Origin of the sequence: Dongia sp. (assembly GCF_041909655.1) — a bacterium.
Taxonomy (GTDB): Bacteria; Pseudomonadota; Alphaproteobacteria; order Dongiales; family Dongiaceae; genus Dongia.
The window spans coordinates 42,196-60,302 of sequence record NZ_JAYRDA010000014.1 but is presented as its reverse complement, the minus strand read 5'-3'; the positions used below and the strand labels follow the sequence as shown (position 1 = coordinate 60,302).

Sequence of the window (18,107 nt, the reverse complement as noted above, 5' to 3'; positions counted from 1 at the left end):
TCGCTAATAGCCTTCTTGCCGGATCAACCACGCACCACCAATCGCCGCAAAGAGCAGGACCGGCAGCCAGGCCGCGAGGAAGGGCGGGATGGCGCCGGACTCGCCCAGAGCGAGCACCAGGCCATCGGTCAGAAAATAGAGAAAGCCGAGGCCGAAACCGATGGTCATGCCCATGGCCAGGCCACGCTCGCGGCGCTGCAGAGAATGAGCGACGGGGGCAGCCAGCAGGATCATCAGAATCGAGCTTACCGGCAGGGCGATGCGCTTTTGCAGCCAGGTCTCGTAGAAATAAGTGGGCCGCACGCCAACCTGGGTCGAGGTCACGAAACCGCGCAGCTTCAGAAAGGTCATTGCCTGGGGGCGCTCGACCAGATCGGAAAATTCCGCCGGTGTCAGCCGCGTCTCCCAAGGCTGCGTCGCGATATAATCGGTGCGCGCCGGCTCATTCTTGACGACCGTCGTTATCCGCACATCCGACATAGTCCATTTTTCGGTGGGCACATCGTAGCGGACGTCTTCGGCGAAAATCTCGCGCGCGACATTGCCGCCGGCATCGCGTTCATAGATCCGCACATGGCTGAGGTGATTGCCTTCGTGGGAGATGGCACCCGCTTCGACCACGCTGCTGCCGTCCTGCACGAACAGCGATTCATCCTTGGCCATGTTGGGCGACTGGGCACGTTCCGCCTCCATCTCCCAGGCCACCAGCGCCTGTGTGCTGCGCGGCACGATTTGGTCGGCCAGAATGAAATGCAGCACCGCGACGATGCCCACCGCCGGCAGGAATGCCCAGAGCAGCGAGAAATAGGGGGCGCCGGCGGCTTTGTAGGCCATGATCTCGTTGGCGCGCTCCATGCGTCCCAAGGTCGTGAGCGTGCTCATGAGCACGACGAACGGAACCAGGAAGGACGCGATGTCGGGCAGGCGCAAAGCGGCGTATTCGAACACCGCGCTGAGCCGGCCGCCATGATCCGTGAGGATGTCGGCGCTATTGTTGAGGAGATCGAACAATTGCAGCATGGCCGTGAAGCCGATCAGGAACAGCAGGAACTGCATCAGGAAGCTGCGCAGGATGTAGCGGCTGAAGGTGTTCATTCCGCGATCTCCGACCGGCGTTGCGGCGTCAGCCGGCGCGCTCGCGCAATTGTCCAGGCAATGGCATCGTTCAGTGCTTCGAGTACATGCGCAAGAGGGTCTGCTCCGGGGCGCGAATTCGCGAGATAGAACAGCCAAGTCGTGCTGCCGGCAAAGAGCATGAAGGGAACCCAAAGCACCAGGAAGGGTCCGGCCAAGTCACTGCCGACGGCATCGCGCCCGAATTGCAGCAATTGGAAGTAGCCCACCAGGAACAGGATGCCGACGGTGATCCTGACCCCTTTGGACGCCCGTCGTGACGAAATGCCGATCGGCATCGCGAGCAGCGGCAGAAACAGCATTGAGAGCGTGCGGATCAAGCGGCTGTTGACCTCGGCCATGATGTCTTCGGGGTGAAGACCCGGTGCCCCGCTGAAATGCGCGGCCAGCAATTCGGTAAAGTCGAGCTCACTTTCCTTTTCGCCCCGGCTGCGGAAAGGCTCCGCGGCGACCGATTCCATCGGCAGGTCCAGCTCTTCAAACGCGACGGCCTGGGCCTGATCTGTTCCAGGCGAGGTTTCCAGCCGCATGCCGTTGCGCAGGGTGAGAACCAAGGTGAGACCGTTGCGCGTCAATTGCCCGGTTTCCGCGGTGATCACCAGATCCCGCCCTTGCTCGTCGACTTCCTTGACGAAGACCTGCGACAATTGCTTGCCGCCGTCGGAAATATCGCCGATCAGAATGGTCTTGCCGCCGAAGCCGCTGAAGAAGGCACCACGTTCGATGGCCGAATCCCAGGCCGTCTCGACCACGAGGTGGACCAGGGCGCGATAGGCCCAGCGCGTATGCGGCTGCAGATACCCGATCACATAGCCGCTGACGATAACGAGAATGATGGTCAGGCTCATGATCGGCATCATCAGGCGCCGCAGCGAAATGCCACTGGCGCGCATGGCGTCGAGTTCGCTGTCCTGCGACAGGCGCATGCTGGCGAACAGCACGCCTACAAAGAGTGCTGCCGGCAATGCGATGCCCAGGTAATGCGGCACCAGATTGGCGAGCATTTTGAAGATGATGTTGATCGGCCCGCCGCGATTGGCAAAGAGGTCGAGCAGGCGGATCAGCCGTTCCAGCAGCAAGGCAGCCATGGCGACGCCGACCGCGCCCAGAAGGGGCAGCGATACGCGCTTCAGGATGTAGAGGTCGATGCGGAGAAACGTCATGGGCGGATACTTGCCTCAAGCCGTCGGACGGCGCGGGTCATATAGCTTCCAGTCAACTGATCTCAAATAACGGCACCGGCCGCCATCCCCAGCGGCGCCGTCTGCGGTGAAGCCTCTTTCGTCGACGTCACGGCTTGTGATGATAGCAGCGGAATCGCGAGCGCCATACTGCCTTGGCGCTCAAATCCATCGCGCTTTTCCGTCAGGCCGCGGATTTCGACCTCAAGCGACCAGGAATTTTCGTGCCGCTCGATCCGATAGAGGTGATAGCGGGAGGCGTCCTTATGTCCGGCGGCAATTGCCGAGGCGGACGGAACGCCGATCACCGGGGCCGCGCCGTTCGGTGTTGCAAGGCGGGCGAGGCCCGACACATGGGTGTGGCCGTGGAGAATCAATTCCGCGCCATGCGCCGCGATCACCGCCTGGAATTCCTGCGCGTCGAGCAATGATTTGCGCTTGTAGGCGCCACCCCCGAAAGGCGGATGATGGATGAGGACGACGCGAAAGAGGCCTTCTTCGCCCGCTTGCCGAAGTTGCGCGGCGAGCCTTGCGCATTGGGCCTCACCCAACCGGCCCGCGGCAATGAAAAGCGGCATGGGCAGGGCGGTCGATGTGCCGATCAAGGCGACAGATCCGCACCGGCGGGTGAAAGGGAAGTCGGAGGCATCTGCCGGCAGGGTTTCCGCGGTCCCTGGGGCTCTGGCGCCACGCATGTAGGGACCCCAAAGTCCGGCACCTTGGTGCCACGGCAAATTGACGTAGGCGTCGTGATTGCCAGGAATGACGGTCGCCCGTTCCGGTGGCGCAATCGATTGCAGCCAGGATGCGGCGTTCGCGAATTCCGCCGGCAACGAGATATTCACCAAATCGCCGGTGATCGCGACATGATCATGGGCTTGTCGTTTCAGGTCCTCGCGCAAAAGGGCCAGAACTTCCGGCCGATGAATCTTCACCCGATTGCGGGTCCAGGATAAAAATCCTGACAGGCGCTTGTTCATCAGCGCAGCCCAGCCAGCGTGTGGCAAGGGGCCGAGATGAGGGTCGCTGAGATGCGCCAGGGTAAAGCTCGTCACGCCATTAAGCCTTTCATGTCGGGCCTTTCTGGTCCGATCCGCCCGGCTGGTCAAGCTTCTCGCCCGCAGGGCCGGGATTTCCTGCCGATTTGGGTGGACGGCGCCGGGATTCGGGTTTAACAAGGCCGAACTTCTCTTCGGATTTATAAAAAAACACATGATAAATCAATCAGATAGTTGGTCTGGTCCGATCTTTTTAAATGACTCGACGACCACCATCTGGGGGCTGACGCCGCGCCAGCGGCTGGAGCGTGCGCTGGTCCGTGCCGGCGACGATGCGGAAGATGCCGGCCTGGTCTTCCGCGCCGATGCCGTCTTCCATGAAAACCTGGTACGCGCGCTGCTGGCCCAGCCGGGGAAGATCCTGACCGATGCCCTGGGCCGGCCTTTCGCCGCCCATGCCCGCGACGCGGCCGAGATGCTGGCGGCGCAAGCGGCCCTGGCTGCGGGCGATGCGGCGCTGACGCCCACCACCATGACTCTCGCTGATCCCGCGGCCCTTGCCAGCACCTATGACAAGGCCCTGCGGCGGAAGGGAGCGCCGTATCTCTACCCGCTCGATGCCTATCCGGCAGCCGAGATCGAACGGCGCATGTATCTTGAATCGTATAAGGGCGTCACCGATCTGGTGACCAAATATGTCTGGCCGGAACCGGCCTTGCTGGTGACGCGCTTCTGTGCGCGGGCCGGTATTTCGCCCAATATGGTGACGCTGGTTAGTTTCATCTGCGTGCTGCTGGCGACCTGGCTGTTTGCGATCGGCCAATTCGGGCCGGGTCTCGTCGCTGCCTGGGCGATGTGCTTCCTCGACACGGTCGATGGGAAACTGGCACGGGTGACCCTGACCTCCACCAAATGGGGCAATGTCTTCGATCACGGCACCGACTTGGTCCATCCGCCTTTCTGGTATTGGGCCTGGTATGCGGGGCTGGGTGGCGCCGCAGCGGTGGAGCCCTGGATTTTCTGGGTCATCATCGCCGGCTACATCCTGGGTCGCGGCCAGGAAGGATTGTTCATGTGGCAATTCGGCATCGAGATGCATATCTGGCGCAAGCTCGATTCCGCCTTCCGGCTCATCACCGCGCGGCGCAATCCCAACCTCATCATCCTCAGCGTTGCCGTTGTGCTCGGAGCGCCGGATACCGGCTTTGAGATCGTGGCCTGGTGGACGATCATCAGCTTCGTCTTTCATTGCCTGCGCATCGCTCAGGCCTTTCTGGCAAAGGCACAGGGTCGCAAGCCGTCATCATGGCTGATGGAACGCGCGTGATGGCGGTCCGCATCGGCGTCATCAGCAACGCACACAGCAAGCGCAACAAGCTCTCGATGCGCGAGATCCATGCGTTGCTGAAAGAGCACCCGCAGGTCCTCCACCGCAGCTTCAATCACATCAGCGAATTGCCGGCTTGTCTCAAGGCCATGGCAGATGCCGAGATCACACATCTTGTCATCAGCGGCGGCGACGGGACCGTGCTGGCGACAGTCTCCGCCCTGATCAACGATTCGCCGTTCAAGCAACCGCCTTGCCTCAGCCTGCTTTCCGCGGGCATGACGAATGTCATTGCACATCTGGTCGGTCAGCCGGGGCTGCCGGCGACGGGATTGAGGCGCCTGGTCTTCCGCGCGGAAGCAGGCGAAACCGGCCAGATCATCGAGCGGCCTGTACTCTCGGTCGATTTTGGCGACGGCCGCCCCATCGAGCGCGGTTTCCTATTTGGTGGCGTGGGATTCTATCAGGGCACCCAACTCGTCCGGCGTGACATCCATTCCCTTGGGGCGAAACAGACTTTTGCGGCGAAGCTCGGCATCGCCTGGTCGATCCTGAAGATCATGATGTTCGGGCCCGGCCCACGATCGGGCTTCCATGGCGAAGAAATCAGCCTGACCCTGGACGGTCGTCGCGAGACGCGTCAATGCCTCATGTTTCTGGCTTCGACCCTGGACGAATTGCTGCCCGGAGTTTCGCCGTTCTGGGGCGAGGGCGACGGGCGGCTGCAACTGACGACGATCGATTCACCGCCGAAGCGGTTTGCCCGAGCTGCCATCAACGTGTTGCGCGGAAAGCCGCGGCCGTGGATGGCCGAGGCCGGCTATCTCAGCCGCCGCATGGAGCGGCTGGAACTGGAGATGCATTCGCCGGTGACGATCGACGGCGAAAGATTCGAGCCACCGGCGCACGGGCGCATCGTGGTGACCGCCGGACCTGTAGTAAGGTTCCATCGGTATTAGGCCTTTCAGGCGCGGACGGGGATAGCGGGGCAGATGGCAGCGGATGCGGTCGCCACATTGATTGCCGGAGAATTGGCGCAGCCCGTCGCACCGGCGGCGCTGGCGATGGCGGAATATTGCCGGGCGCGTCACGGCGGTGCCGCGATCGCGGTGTTGTTTTATGGCTCCTGCCTGCGGCAATCGGATCAGGCGCTGGCCGATGCCCTGCTCGATTTTTATGTCATCGTCGACGATTATCGCGCGGCCTATGACAGCCGGTTGATGGCCTGGGCGAACGCCCTGCTGCCACCCAACGTCTTCTATGTCGAGATGCCCTGGCAGGGTGGGCAATTGCGTGCCAAATACGCGGTGATGTCGCTCAGCCAGTTCGCGGCCGGATGTTCACGCAAGGCGCGGAATGTTTCGATCTGGGCGCGTTTCTGCCAGCCGGCGCGGCTGGTCTGGGTCAATGGCAACGTCACGCGGCGGGCGATGGCTGCGGCGCTGGCCGAGGCCTGCCGGACGATGCTGTGGCATGCCTGGCCGGCGGAGCCCGGCACGCGCGCCCCGCAGAGTATCGACACGCTTGCGGTCTGGGAGCGCGGCTTTCGCGAAACCTATGCCGCCGAATTGCGATCGGAATCCGGCGACCGCGCGCTGTCGATCGTTGCCGCCGATAAAGTGCGCTACCAGCAGGTGGCCCGCATGATCGCCCCGGAAATCCGCGCGAGCGGCCTGCCATCCGGCAATGTCTGGCAAAGACGCCGCTGGATCGGCAAGACACTCAATTACCTGCGTCTGGTCAAGGCGGCCTTCACCTTCGACGGGGCGGTCGATTATGTGATGTGGAAGGTGCGGCGCCATTCCGGTGTCGTCCTGCCAGTGAGCGATTGGCAGCGCCGCCATCCCCTCTTGGCAGCCCCGGGCCTGGCGTGGAAACTCTATCGTCTTGGTGCGTTCCGCTAGCAGCGAGGGAAAGATGGCCGAAGCCGCCCGCTATTTTGTCGCCATGGCCCAGAACAATGCCTGGGCGAATCTGCGCCTTCTCAATGCCTGCCAGCAACTGACCGCCGAGGAATTCGCCGCCACGCGCACCAGCTTCTTCCCGTCGATCCAGGCGACGCTGAACCATATCCTGGTGGTCGACTGGTTCTATGTCGACGCACTGGAGGGCGGCTCGCTGGGGCCGAAGGCCTGGGCGAACGAGATTCCCTATCCTTATTGCGGCGACCTCAAGCTGGCGCAGGCGGCGGTTGATCAGCGTCTCATCGATTTCTGTCAGACACTCGATGCGGGCAAGCTCGAATCCGAGGCGCGCATGAATCGGGACTCGCATGTGCAGGTCGAGCGGGTCGACCGTACGTTGCTGCACCTTTTCGAACATCAGGTGCATCACCGCGGGCAGGCGCATGCGATGCTGGCCGGGACGGGTGTGAAGCCACCGCAGCTCGACGAGTTCTTCATGGCGAGCGATTCCCGTTTCCGGACGGCGGAATTCGAAGAGCTCGGCTGGGAGGACGACGCGATCTGGCGCGGTCTCTCGACGAAGTAGCCGCCAAACAAATGGGCCGGTGCTTTTGGCACCGGCCCGATAGACAGGTCTTCGGCTTTAAACTTATTCGGCCGCCACGGCATGGGCCGGGTTGGCAAGGATACCGAGCTCGCGTCCGACCGAAGCCAGGGTCGCGACCACGCGCTGCAATTGCTCGGTTGAGTGAGCGGCCGAAACCGAGCAACGGAGCAGGGCTGTGCCTGACGGCGTCGCCGGCGGCAGCGCCAGATTGACGTAAACGCCGTTCAGCAACAACGCACGCCAGGCGCGAGCGGCCAAGGCCGGATCGTTGATATGAATGGCGACCACGGGGCCCTTCTGCTGGCCGACGGTGAAGCCGGCGGCGCGGGCGCCGTCATAGAGCGTGTCGACGTTTTCCCACAGCTTGCGCATCAGACCCGGATTGGCCCGCAGCTTCGCCAGCGACTTCCGCACCGAGGCGACGGTCGCGGGCGGCAGCGAGGCTGTGAACATATAGGGCCGGCAGGCGACGCGCAGGATGTCGAAATCCTCGATATTGGAAACGAGGAAGCCGCCGATGGCACCCATGCTCTTCGAGAAAGTGCCGGTGATGAAATCCACCTGATCGAGAACGCCGTCATGCTCGACGACGCCCTGGCCGGTCTTGCCCATGACGCCCATCGAATGGGCCTCGTCGACCAGGATATAGGCGCCGTGCTTCTTGGTGACGGCGACGAATTCCTTCAGCGGCGCATGATCGCCCAACATCGAATAGATGCCTTCGACCACGACGATCTTGTTGCCCGGTTCATCGGCGAGGCGCGCGAGGCGGCGGTCGAGATCGGCGGGGTCATTGTGCTTGAAGCGGATCACGGTCGCCGAACCCAGCTTGCAGGCATCGTAGATGCTGGCATGGCTGTCGGCGTCGATGATCAGGAAATCGTTAGGGCCGGCGAGGGTCGAGATGGCGCCGAGATTGGCCTGATAGCCGGTGGTGAACACCATGCAATGTTTCATGCCGTAGAAATCGGCGAGATCCTGCTCCAGCGCCTTGTGATCGTGGTAGGAGCCATTGGCGATGCGCGAGCCGGTCGTGCCGGTGCCGCATTCATCCAAGGTCTGCTTCGCGGCTTCGATGCAATCGGCATCGAAGGTAAAGCCGAGATAATTGTTCGAACCGCACAGGATGGTCGGGCGGCCTTCGATCTGGGCCTCGGTGGCGGAGAGGATCTTGTCCATCTTCACGCCGAACGGATCCGCACCGCAGGTCTTCACCTGGGCATGCAGCTCGCGCTGCGCCTTGAAGCGATCCAGCAACCCCATCTTACGCCCCCTTCTTCGAATCGATGACGGTCTGGGCTAGTTGCCCGACCGTGGCAATCTCCGGCACCATGTTCAGCGGGATCGAGACGTCGAACTTGTCTTCGAGCTCCATCAGCAGATCCATCACCGCGAGGGAATCCATGTTGAGGTCCTGCGCGATATCCGTGGACGCGGTGATGGCGACGTCGCCCTTCTTGAAGGGCTGCAACGCCAAGGCGATTTCCGCCACGACCTGATCCAAAGACAAACCTGAAACCTGCTGAGCTGCACTCGCCGTCACAATGCCAACCAATCTTTTTCTGCGGTAACCGGAATCTGGTAATTCTGGGAACCCCTTAGGCGCCACGCGACTCGCGCCCTATCCCATGGGATGATTTGTCGTAAATTTTGCCGCCGACGTTAAATGACAAATTGTTACCGAATGTAACAATGTCCTGATTCCAGCAGGTTACCGGCTGTTCTTTATATCAGAGAAGAGCCTGGGACCGGTACCAGGCAGCGGTATCGGCAAAGCCCGTATCTAGGGAAAATTGCGGCTGCCAATTGGCGACCCGGGACAGAGAGGGACCTCGCGCCACCCAATCCGGGTGATAGATTTCGGCCACTTTGCGCAGCGACAGGACCTTTGGCTGACCGGTCAGGTGCGAAAACAGGGTCACGCCGGCGGCAATGGGCATAAGCAGCGGGCGGGGGAGCCGCCAGGCGCGGGGCGCCCGGCCGACGGCCTTGCCGAGTGCCGACAGAATTCCGGGCCAGTCGTGGGCATTGGTGGCACCGTCATCGATCTCGATCTGGCGCTCGGCCCAATTGGGCGCGGCCAGCAGGGCCACGATTGCCTCAGCCAGATCGGCTACATGGATCGTGGCGACCCGCGCGCCGGGAGCGGCCGGATAAGCCACAAAGCCGAGCTTTGCCGCCTTGAACAGCGGCAGCAATTCATGATCGCCTGGACCGTAGACGACAGGTGGGCGCAAGGTGATCCAGTCTCGGGGACCCGCCAGGCCCGCGACCTTGATTTCCCCGGCCTGTTTGCTGGCGGCATAGGGGGACAGATGGGGCTCCCGTGCCGCCAGGGACGAAATGTGGATCAAGCGCGCCCGGGGCGCTGCCTGGGCGGCGGCCAGCAGCAGATGCTCGGTACCGCCCACATTGGCGGCGAAGAAGGCTTCCGGTGTCGGCGCCTTCACCAGACCGGCGCAATGGAGGATGGCGTCGGCACCGGCGACGAGCTGGCGCAGGCTGGCCTGATCGTCGAGATCGCCGAGAACCACCTCGATTTTGTGATCGGGCATGAGTGCTGCCTGCGGCATGCGCCGGGTCAGGATGCGAATGCGCCATCCCGCCGCTGCCAGATGGTGCACGCAGCGGGCACCGACAAAACCGGTGGCGCCGGTGATGGCAACCAGGCCAGTCATGCGCCGATACCGGTTTGGAGATCAGGCACTGATGGGAATCTCGGCGTTCGCGTAAACGCCCGCCAGATAGTTCGCTTTCGCCTTGGCACGTGAGAGCTTGCCGGAGGAAGTTTGCGGCAGGCCCTTGGGCGGCACCAATTCGACCCGCGCCTCGACCGACATGGCACGCTGCAGCAAGGCGGCGACATCCTGCTGCAACTTGGTGCGCACGGCGGGGTCGCTGACGCGGCATTGCACCAGGACGACGACCATCTCTTCGTCGTTATCCCCCAGCACCGAGAAGGCAGCCGTATCGCCGCGACGCAGATCGGGCAGGGTCTCGGCGGTCCATTCCAGATCCTGCGGCCAGATGTTGCGGCCGTTGATGATGATGAGATCCTTGGCGCGGCCGGTGATGACGATCTCGCCATCCAGCAGATAGCCGAGATCGCCGGTATCCAGCCAGCCATCGGCGCTGAGCGCCTCGGCGGTCAGTTCCGGCTGATTGAAATAGCCCGTCATGACACTGGGACCGCGGAAGAAGACACGGCCGATACGGCGTTCCGGCAGCACCTGCCCCGCTTCGTCGCGAATCTCGAAGGCATGACCCGGCAAGGCGGGGCCGCAGGCAACCAGCGCGCGGGCATTGCGGCCGGGTTCCACCGGTTTGGCCTGCTGGCTCTCAAGGCCGGCGCGGTCGATGTGATCGACGCGGTAGGCGCGGTCGAGCGGCGCGAAGCTCATCGCCAGCGTCGTTTCCGCCATGCCGTAGCTCGGCACGAAGACTTCGTGGCGGAAACCATAGGGGGCGAAGGACTCGCTGAAGCGCTGCAGGATCGGATCCTGCACCATGTCGCCGCCGATGCCGGCCGCGCGCCAGGATGAGAGATCGCCGGTGAATTCCGTGCCGCCGCGCATCCGCTTGGTGCACAATTCGTAGCCGAAGGTCGGCGAGTAGGCGAGGGTGCCCCGATTGTCCGACAGCATCTTGAGCCAGGTCAGCGGCCGCCGCGCGAAGTCGCGGGTAGCGATGTAATCGACCGAAACCTGACCGGTCGCCGGCACCAGCAGGAACCCGACCAGGCCCATGTCATGGTAGAATGGCAGCCACGACGTGCAGCGGTCGATCTCCATGATGTCGAGGCCGAAATGCGTGATCGCATAGGCATTGGCCATCAGCACACGTTGATGAATCTCGATGCCTTTGGGGAAGCGCGTCGAGCCGGACGAGAACTGGAGATAGCTCGGCTCGTCCGCGGTAAAGGGTTTGAGATCCGCTTCTTTGGTCGGCAGGGCCTCGAACTCGGCCAAGGTGCCGACCATCTTGACGTGATCGAGGCCGGCGGCGGCTTCCGTCAGGAAACCGAGCAGGGCCTGTGGTGCCAAGGCGATGCTGGCGCCGCAGCCACTCAATTGCTGGCGAAGCTGTGCCACATAGGCATCGCGCCCGCCGAGGCTGGTGGGGATCGCGACCGGGACGGGCAGGAGGCCCGCATATTGCGTGGCAAAGAAAGCGACCACGAATTCCGGATCGGTATCGGCGACCAGGACGACGCGCGACCCGCGCTCCAGACCCAAAGCGGCAAAGCGACGCGCCAGTTCCCGCGCCTTTGCCTGCAAGTCGGCATAGGGAAGGACCGTGGCAAGGTCGCCCTTGGCGGTATAAAAGTTAAGACCAGTCACGCCCTTGGCGGCGTAATCGAGCGCCTGCCACAGCGTTTCGAAGGTGCTGCGGCGATGCGTCAGGCTGGTATTGGTGGTCGCTGTCGGTTTAAGGGTCATTTGCTCTGGACGTTCATGGGACCTTCGGTCGCATTTGGGCGAATTGCGCCAGGACCTTGCTATCCCTACGATTTCGCGGTCCATAGCAAATGCGCCGACGAGGTACAAGGTTTACCGGGATGGGCGTGCCATGGCGCCGGGATTGAATGCAGCCAAGTAAGGAATCTGTCTGATGAAGACGTCGGATGTGGAATTGGCGCCTAAAGGTAGCGGCAAGCAGGCCGGAGGCACTGGCTTCTTCGACTGGCTATTGCCGAAGGGCAAGAAAAAAGACAAGAAATTCAAGGCTGGTACCCATCCTTCGGCTGGCGGCGTGGCCGATGCCAAGACCAAGGTCAGCCAGTCGATCGGCGATGTGCTGCGCCTTCTGGCCGCCGATGGTGCCCGTCGGGTGGGGGTTCACGGCGACGAGGCCTTTTATCGCGCCTTCCAGGCCGAATCGGGTGACCTCGCGACGACCTGGCTCTCGACCGACATCTTCCAGGACCAGCCGAAGGGGGCCAAACCCCTGACCGCCGCCGCGATCAGGGAATGTGACGCGATTGTCACCGGTGGTGCCGATGTGGCGACCAAATACCGCTATTCGCTGCGACAGGTTCATGCCCATGCGCCGACGGTTCCGGTGCATTGGGTGGCGCAGAATTGGGAGTTTTGTGCCGGCACCGCGGCGGTCCCGCTCGAAATCGAGGATGTCGACGCGCTCGCCTTCAATCACTTTGAAGAATTCTTCGGCATCAAGGATCCGATCCAGTTCCGCTTCGAGATCATCGCCGAGGGCGAGATCCGCCGCAGCTATCTGGTGCTGGGTCCCAGCCAATCGGCGAACCTCAATCTCAAAGCCATGATGCCTCAGCGCCGCGGTGCGATCTGCATGAAGGTCTATGTGGCGCACCCGTTCCTGACACGTGGCCGCCACTATCGTTTCCGCGTTTGCGGGGACGTGTTCTGGAAAGACAGTTTCACGATCATTCACGGCTCGCATCAGTTCTTCAAGAACCCGGACAAGATACAGCCCTTCCGTCTGATCGAATCCGTCGTGCGTGGCGGCGAGGTCGTGATGACCGTGCCCAATTACGATCTCGATATGGGTGCCAATGACGAAATCGTCATCGGCACGGGGTCTGCCAAGAGCATTCAGAAGCGCGCGCGCAACAAGCCGGTGGAAGAGGTGCACTTCCCCTTCAGCGGCAAGAACGCGGCGGAACGCAGCTATTTCGCGGCTTCCTATGCCGGTTACGGGACCTCATTCTGGTACGCGCTGGATCAGGGCTTCTCGCAGCAGCCCGGTAAAATGGGATCGATCGCCGCCAATCATCTGTGCCGGGTCGGCGTCGACAATCGCGACGACATTCTGTTCAAGCCCGAGGAACGCCAGATCGTCGAGACGGCGATCAAATCCGGCTTCATGATTCACCCCTGCTGCCTGCCGGTGACGCCGGACAATGATAATCTGGTGTTCGGTTTCAATTTCGATGCATCGAACCCACCCTTCGACGATTACTGGCTGCGTTTCTATGACGGATCCGGCGGCTTCGTCGGCGAGATGCGTTACCACAAGGATTTCATCGGCCCGGCCTTCATGGACCAGGTCCTTGCCGGGTGGACGCATCCGCGCAAGGCCGAGATCCGCATGGCGCTGGTTTGCCCGGATCATCTGAAGACCGGTCTGGCCCCCCAGCGTCTGGTGACGACCTCGGACATGGCGGTACGCCATCGCATCACGGGCGATCAGGACTTCACCGAATTCCAATCTTCCTGGCGCAATGTCGGCGCGGATATTCCGACCCTGCCGCATTGGCTGCATCCTTCGATCGGTATCATGGGGCGCACCAATGTCATCGGCCGCGTGCGGACCAAGGGTGGTTTCCGCACCGGCGTGTTCGTGGCGAATGCCAGCGGCAACCTCAATTATGATATGGCAGCCCGGGTGGAGGTCGCCGCCATCAATAACGCCGGCGAACGCCTGAGCCATCACCTGACCTTGCCGGCCTTTGGTGCCGACATCGTCTGGCTGGACGATGTCCTGCCGGGCCTTGCTCGCCATACCGGCGAAAGCGGCATCGCCGCCTTGCAGGTCAAATCCGCCGACGCCGATCTCACGGCTCACGTTCTGGGTCTGTCGCCGCAGGGGGCGGTCGGCCTGCAGCATCTCTGGGGCTACTGACCCTCGAGATGATCCCGGCCTGGAGCATCAGATTTTGGCCGTCGCTGGGGAATCCGGCCTGGCGGCGTGCGACCGTCGCCCGGGCGGTACTGGGGTCGGATTTGGCCGTCACCGTGCGGCCGGAGCGGGTGAGCCGCAAGGTGGATTCGGCGGCCATGGGGCCGATCAAGGACCGATTCCTGGTAACCGGCCTAGATGCACTCCCCGCCCAGCCGATCGACGAATTATACACCTATGGCGATATGGCCGATGTGGCCAAGCATGGGGAAAATCTGCCGGAAACCCGGCTCTATCGCTGGCTGATGGCAAGCTGGGCGGCGGGGCGCCCGGTTGAGGGGCGTGGCCAGGTTTTCGATACCGAGGAAAAAATAAGGTCTTACTGCAGGAGCAATCTGGATCTCCTTCGCTCGTTGCAGCGGGACGGTTATAAATACGCTGGCGATGACGAGATTTGCTTTGGGATCACGGCTGCGGGAGACCTCCTGCACATGCGGCGGGGAACCCATCGCATGGCCGCTGCCCGGATACTTGAGTTGCCAAGTATCACCGGTCGGATTACCCATGTCGATCAGAGCTTTGCCGAAAGGGCTGTGACCGAGGCCCGGCAGCGCGGTGAAGGCGACTCGGTGGCCAGGATCCTTGGCCGGGCGATTCAGGAAGTAACGAGACAAACCCTTGCGTGACGTATTTCGTATCTTTTTCAGCACGGGCTGGCGCCAGCAGGTAATCATCCTGATCGTGCTGCTGACCTCCGGCGTCGTCGAGATCGTCGGTATCGCGACCCTATGGCCGATCGTGGGCCTGGTGGGCGGCGAGGGCATGGCCAATGACCATTTGATCGACGACTACGTCCGTTGGGGATTGGAGGCCGTCGGATTGCCGCTCACGATCGAGGTGCTGCTGGCGGTGATTCTCGGTGCCGCGGTCCTTTCCTTCCTGTTCGGCACGGCTGGATCGGTCTTTGTCGGCCGTTCGGTCGCGAATTTCGGCACCAGCATTCGCCTGCAGGTCATCGACGCCCTGGTCCACGCGAAGTGGAGCTATTTCGTGGCGCAGCCGGTGGCGCGCTTTACCGCCGCCATCAATTCGGATGCCGAGCGAGCCAGCATCGCCTTCAAATCCGCCGGCATGTGCCTGGTCGGCCTGGTTCAGGGCGTGGTCCTGATGGTCATGGCGATCTTCGTGTCATGGCCATTCTTCCTGGGTGCCATCGGCATCACGGTCGTGCTGTGGCTGGCGGTGGGCCGCTACATGAAGATGGCCAAGAAGGCCGGCCGCGGCAAATCAAAGCATAACCTCGCTCTGCTGCATTCGGTGATCGACGCGCTTACCAACGTCAAGGCGCTGAAATCCATGAACCGGCACCGGTTTATCGGCCATACCTTCGCGGTCCATGTCGATCGTTTGCGGCGCGCGACCCAGGCCGAGACTTACAGCACCAGTGCCATGCGTGCGATCCAGGAGCCGCTCTTCGTCTCGCTGCTGCTGGGAGGCCTATATGTCGGTCACACTTTTCTCGGCATGGATCTGCGCGTCATGCTGGGCTCGACCCTGCTCCTGAAGCGCATTGCCGACGCCATCAATACCGTTCGTGCCAATTATCAGCGTGTCGCGCTGGACCGGGTCAGCTATTGGCATTTGCAGCGCTTGCTGGACGAAGTGCGCGCCAACCGCGAAGACCTGGCCTCGGGCGCCCTGCCGCCGCTGCCTGCCGATATCCGGATGATCGATGTCGGCTTCGCCTATCCCGGCAAGCGCGTGATGCAGGGTGCCAACCTGACATTGTCCGCCGGCGAACTGACGACGGTGATCGGTCCGTCCGGTGCCGGCAAGACGACCATTGCGGATCTGGTCGCCGGTCTGCACGTGCCAAGCGAAGGCGCCGTGATGATCGGCAACACACCGATCGCAGATCTCGATATGGCTGCCTGGCGCAAGCAATTGGGCTACATCCCGCAGGATAGCATCCTCTTCAACGACACGATCGTCAACAATGTCACGCTAGGCGATACGCGCGTGCCTGTTGCTGAAGTGCGCGCTGCATTGGTGGCGGCGGATGCCTGGGGGTTCGTCTCGCAATTGCCGGGCGAGATGGATTTCTCGATCGGCGTGCGTGGCAGCCTGTTATCCGGCGGACAGCGTCAACGCTTGGCCATCGCGCGTGCGTTGATCGGTAATCCGAAGCTGCTCATCCTCGATGAAGCGACCAGCGCTCTCGACCACAAGACGGCGCAGGAAATCGCCAAGGCTGCGCATGCGCTGACCGGTGCCCGGACCATTCTGGCGATCACGCATCAGGCTCTATGGGTGGATGCCGCGGATTCGGTTTACGAGATCCGCGATGGGAAGGTGACCACGGCGCCGCTGGCGATACCGGGTTCCGCCTGAGACTGACGGGCTTCCGTCTGACGCGGACGGGCCCGGTCGATCGCCGCCTGGCGTTGCTCGGCATCCAGTTCCTGCACCTTGCCGCGGGCAATGTGATAGACCTTGTCGGCGATTTCGACCCAGGCTGGCTGGTGGGTGATGGCCAGGACCGTAAGGCGGCCGCGTTCCTGCGCTACGGCGGCGCAGATTTCGGCCTCGGTTTCGGGGTCCAGCGCGCTGGTCGCTTCATCAAGGATGAGCAAAGACGGCTTGGTAACCAGGGCGCGGGCGAGGGCGATACGCTGGCGCTGCCCACCCGAAAGCAATACGCCGCGATCGCCGACCGTGGTCATCAGGCCTTGTGGCAGATCGCGGATGAAATTCATGGCGCCGGCGCGCTCCAGCGCCTGGGTGGCTTGCCCTTCCTTGATATTCGGATCGCCCAGCGTGACATTCATCAGGATCGTGTCGTTGAAGAGCAGGATCTCCTGCGGCACATAACCGACTGTGGAACGCCAGCGCCCGACATCGATCTCGTTGAGCGGCACACCGTCCAGCGTCACGCGGCCCTGATTGGGCTCGAACAGGCCCAGGATGAGATCGGCCGTCGTCGTCTTGCCGGATCCGGATTCGCCGACCAGCGTGGTGATCGTTCCGGCTCGCAATTCCATCGAGACGTTCTCCAGCACCGTCGCGCGGCCATAGGAGAAGGTCACGTCCTCCAGGCGGCAGGATTCGCGCAGTGTCGGTTCCCGTCGGCCATCAAAAGTCTCGGCCGCCGTCTCGGTCTCCCTCAACGTATCCATGAAGGAGTAATAGCCGACCTCGGCCGTCACGGATTCGCGCACTGATTTCTGCATCTTGGCGAAGCTGCGGGTCAGCCCCATGATCAGGATCCCCGAGACCAGCATGCTGGCGAGATCCAGCTTGAGGACGCTAATACCGACATAGGCGATCATCGTCAGCATGGCGATGATCAGCAGATCCGGCAACCGATTGGCCAATTGCTCGAGCAAGACCAGTTCGCGCAGTGCCCGGCGCAGGGATTTGGTCTCGTGGCGCAGTTCTTCCACCAGGATCTCGTGGCGGTGCATGGCTTTCATCGGCTTGAACCCGACCACCACGTCATTGAGATCCGTGACGATCGCGCGGGTCGTCAGCAGCATGCGGCGCGAGAACATGCGCGAGCGGCGGGTTAGCCACCGCATGGCCGAGCCGACCACCAGCGCCATGGCGCTGCCAACGAGGCCCACGCGCCAATCGACGGTAAAGACGATGCCGGCCAGGACCAGAACCTGGATGGCGGAAGTAATGAGATTGAGCGAGGTGCGGTAGATCGCGGCACCCCAATTGGCCTCCACCGTAATCGCCGAGGCGAACCGGCCGATCGGGTTGATGGTGTAGTAGGACCATTGCGCGGCCAGCATAGCATCGATCATGCGCGAGCGCAGTTCCGTGGCGATCTCGGCCACCAGATAGCCGACATGGCGGCTGACATTGAGCGAGATCACGGCCTTGAGCACGGAAAGACCGATCATGACCGCGATAAGGACGCCGAGGGATTTGTCGACCTGCAGAAGCTCCAGCGTCCCCAGAATGACCCGTTCGACCTTGTTCGGTTCTTCGCTGCCATCGCCCGACACGATGGCCAGAATCGGGAACAGGCTGGCGACGCTCAGCCCTTCCAGAAGGCTGGCCGCCATCACGCCGATTATCACCGGAATTTGCCGCCAGAGGCCGTGCTTCCGGATGATCTGGAAAGCATTGGCAAGCGGCGAGGGAGTTTCTTTGGGGTCGTTCAGCGTCTGGCCCATGCGTTTAGGGGTCGCCTGTTGCAGTTGCCGACAGTCTTTTGGGGCGGCGGCCCGGCTGTGATAACACCGATGCCCTGGAAGTCAATTGTCAGAGAAAGCAATTTTCGACCCGATCCGGGCAGGGACCAATAACCTTGCACTATTTGCGGCAAATAGGCGCATTTTCAATAGG

Annotated in this window: 15 protein-coding genes; 7 read left to right on the top strand and 8 right to left on the bottom strand. The window is 62.3% G+C overall.

Annotated features, from left to right (window positions below):
* Positions 1–3: 3 nt before the first annotated feature.
* From lptG to ACE3PR_RS19725, 3 genes are all read right to left on the bottom strand, one after another.
* Positions 4–1,095, bottom strand: a complete 1,092-nt coding sequence (gene lptG / locus ACE3PR_RS19735; protein WP_374375602.1) for an LPS export ABC transporter permease LptG — start codon at positions 1,093–1,095, stop codon at positions 4–6.
* Positions 1,092–2,297 (bottom strand): LPS export ABC transporter permease LptF, encoded by a 1,206-nt coding sequence (lptF, locus tag ACE3PR_RS19730; protein ID WP_374375600.1) that lies wholly within the window; start codon positions 2,295–2,297, stop codon positions 1,092–1,094. Before lptF ends, lptG begins: the two co-directional genes overlap by 4 nt.
* Positions 2,298–2,359: 62 nt before the next feature.
* Positions 2,360–3,529, bottom strand: a complete 1,170-nt coding sequence (locus ACE3PR_RS19725; protein ID WP_374375597.1) for a metallophosphoesterase — start codon at positions 3,527–3,529, stop codon at positions 2,360–2,362.
* On the opposite strand from ACE3PR_RS19725, the gene ACE3PR_RS19720 reads away from it, so the two are divergent.
* The 4 genes from ACE3PR_RS19720 to ACE3PR_RS19705 are packed head-to-tail and all read left to right on the top strand — an operon-like array spanning position 3,528 to position 7,130.
* Positions 3,528–4,640: a CDP-alcohol phosphatidyltransferase family protein gene (locus tag ACE3PR_RS19720; protein WP_374375595.1), complete on the top strand. Its 1,113-nt coding sequence runs from the start codon at positions 3,528–3,530 to the stop codon at positions 4,638–4,640. The genes ACE3PR_RS19725 and ACE3PR_RS19720 overlap by 2 nt on opposite strands.
* Positions 4,619–5,599, top strand: a complete 981-nt coding sequence (locus tag ACE3PR_RS19715) for a diacylglycerol kinase family protein (RefSeq protein ID WP_374375592.1) — start codon at positions 4,619–4,621, stop codon at positions 5,597–5,599. Before ACE3PR_RS19720 ends, ACE3PR_RS19715 begins: the two co-directional genes overlap by 22 nt.
* Positions 5,600–5,632: 33 nt before the next feature.
* Positions 5,633–6,544 carry a hypothetical protein gene (locus tag ACE3PR_RS19710; protein ID WP_374375590.1) on the top strand — a complete coding sequence of 304 codons (912 nt, stop codon included), beginning with the start codon at positions 5,633–5,635 and terminating at the stop codon, positions 6,542–6,544.
* A 13-nt stretch (positions 6,545–6,557) separates the two neighbouring features.
* On the top strand, positions 6,558–7,130 hold the full coding sequence (locus ACE3PR_RS19705; RefSeq protein ID WP_374375587.1) for a DinB family protein: 573 nt from the start codon (positions 6,558–6,560) through the stop codon (positions 7,128–7,130).
* Between the two features lie 63 nt (positions 7,131–7,193).
* Here ACE3PR_RS19705 and ACE3PR_RS19700 read toward each other — a convergent pair whose 3' ends face one another.
* From ACE3PR_RS19700 to ACE3PR_RS19685, 4 genes are all read right to left on the bottom strand, one after another.
* Entirely contained in the window at positions 7,194–8,414 is a 1,221-nt protein-coding gene (locus tag ACE3PR_RS19700; RefSeq protein ID WP_374375585.1) for an aminotransferase class I/II-fold pyridoxal phosphate-dependent enzyme, read from the bottom strand.
* A 1-nt stretch (position 8,415) separates the two neighbouring features.
* Positions 8,416–8,661: an acyl carrier protein gene (locus ACE3PR_RS19695; protein WP_374375583.1), complete on the bottom strand. Its 246-nt coding sequence runs from the start codon at positions 8,659–8,661 to the stop codon at positions 8,416–8,418.
* 220 nt (positions 8,662–8,881) lie between these two features.
* Positions 8,882–9,829 (bottom strand): NAD-dependent epimerase/dehydratase family protein, encoded by a 948-nt coding sequence (locus ACE3PR_RS19690; RefSeq protein WP_374375580.1) that lies wholly within the window; start codon positions 9,827–9,829, stop codon positions 8,882–8,884.
* Positions 9,830–9,850: 21 nt separating this feature from the next.
* On the bottom strand, positions 9,851–11,590 hold the full coding sequence (locus ACE3PR_RS19685; RefSeq protein ID WP_374375578.1) for a fatty acyl-AMP ligase: 1,740 nt from the start codon (positions 11,588–11,590) through the stop codon (positions 9,851–9,853).
* Positions 11,591–11,762: 172 nt separating this feature from the next.
* Here ACE3PR_RS19685 and ACE3PR_RS19680 point away from each other — a divergent pair, with 172 nt between their 5' ends.
* From ACE3PR_RS19680 to ACE3PR_RS19670, 3 genes are all read left to right on the top strand, one after another.
* Positions 11,763–13,754 carry a hypothetical protein gene (locus ACE3PR_RS19680; protein WP_374375575.1) on the top strand — a complete coding sequence of 664 codons (1,992 nt, stop codon included), beginning with the start codon at positions 11,763–11,765 and terminating at the stop codon, positions 13,752–13,754.
* Positions 13,755–13,909: 155 nt separating this feature from the next.
* A complete protein-coding gene (locus ACE3PR_RS19675; protein ID WP_374375572.1) occupies positions 13,910–14,437 on the top strand; it encodes a hypothetical protein in 528 nt (175 codons plus the stop codon).
* Complete coding sequence (locus ACE3PR_RS19670) at positions 14,430–16,142, top strand: ABC transporter ATP-binding protein (protein WP_374375569.1); 1,713 nt, start codon at positions 14,430–14,432, stop codon at positions 16,140–16,142. Before ACE3PR_RS19675 ends, ACE3PR_RS19670 begins: the two co-directional genes overlap by 8 nt.
* Here the strand turns inward: ACE3PR_RS19670 and ACE3PR_RS19665 are convergent.
* The gene (locus ACE3PR_RS19665; RefSeq protein ID WP_374375566.1) at positions 16,082–17,935 is read right to left on the bottom strand and encodes an ABC transporter ATP-binding protein; all 1,854 of its coding nucleotides are present in this window, start codon (positions 17,933–17,935) and stop codon (positions 16,082–16,084) included. The genes ACE3PR_RS19670 and ACE3PR_RS19665 overlap by 61 nt on opposite strands.
* Between the last annotated feature and the right edge of the window lie 172 nt (positions 17,936–18,107).

Bases quoted from the DNA above. Each gene is read 5' to 3' on its own strand.
- lptF (WP_374375600.1), bottom strand. From the start codon at position 2,297: ATGACGTTTCTCCGCATCGACCTCTACATCCTGAAGCGCGTATCGCTG.
- ACE3PR_RS19665 (WP_374375566.1), bottom strand. From the start codon at position 17,935: ATGGGCCAGACGCTGAACGACCCCAAAGAAACTCCCTCGCCGCTTGCC.
- ACE3PR_RS19725 (WP_374375597.1), bottom strand. From the start codon at position 3,529: ATGTGTTTTTTTATAAATCCGAAGAGAAGTTCGGCCTTGTTAAACCCG.
- lptG (WP_374375602.1), bottom strand. From the start codon at position 1,095: ATGAACACCTTCAGCCGCTACATCCTGCGCAGCTTCCTGATGCAGTTC.
- ACE3PR_RS19685 (WP_374375578.1), bottom strand. From the start codon at position 11,590: ATGACCCTTAAACCGACAGCGACCACCAATACCAGCCTGACGCATCGC.
- ACE3PR_RS19690 (WP_374375580.1), bottom strand. From the start codon at position 9,829: ATGACTGGCCTGGTTGCCATCACCGGCGCCACCGGTTTTGTCGGTGCC.
- ACE3PR_RS19680 (WP_374375575.1), top strand. From the start codon at position 11,763: ATGAAGACGTCGGATGTGGAATTGGCGCCTAAAGGTAGCGGCAAGCAG.
- ACE3PR_RS19715 (WP_374375592.1), top strand. From the start codon at position 4,619: ATGGCTGATGGAACGCGCGTGATGGCGGTCCGCATCGGCGTCATCAGC.
- ACE3PR_RS19710 (WP_374375590.1), top strand. From the start codon at position 5,633: ATGGCAGCGGATGCGGTCGCCACATTGATTGCCGGAGAATTGGCGCAG.
- ACE3PR_RS19700 (WP_374375585.1), bottom strand. From the start codon at position 8,414: ATGGGGTTGCTGGATCGCTTCAAGGCGCAGCGCGAGCTGCATGCCCAG.
- ACE3PR_RS19720 (WP_374375595.1), top strand. From the start codon at position 3,528: ATGATAAATCAATCAGATAGTTGGTCTGGTCCGATCTTTTTAAATGAC.
- ACE3PR_RS19705 (WP_374375587.1), top strand. From the start codon at position 6,558: ATGGCCGAAGCCGCCCGCTATTTTGTCGCCATGGCCCAGAACAATGCC.
- ACE3PR_RS19675 (WP_374375572.1), top strand. From the start codon at position 13,910: ATGGGGCCGATCAAGGACCGATTCCTGGTAACCGGCCTAGATGCACTC.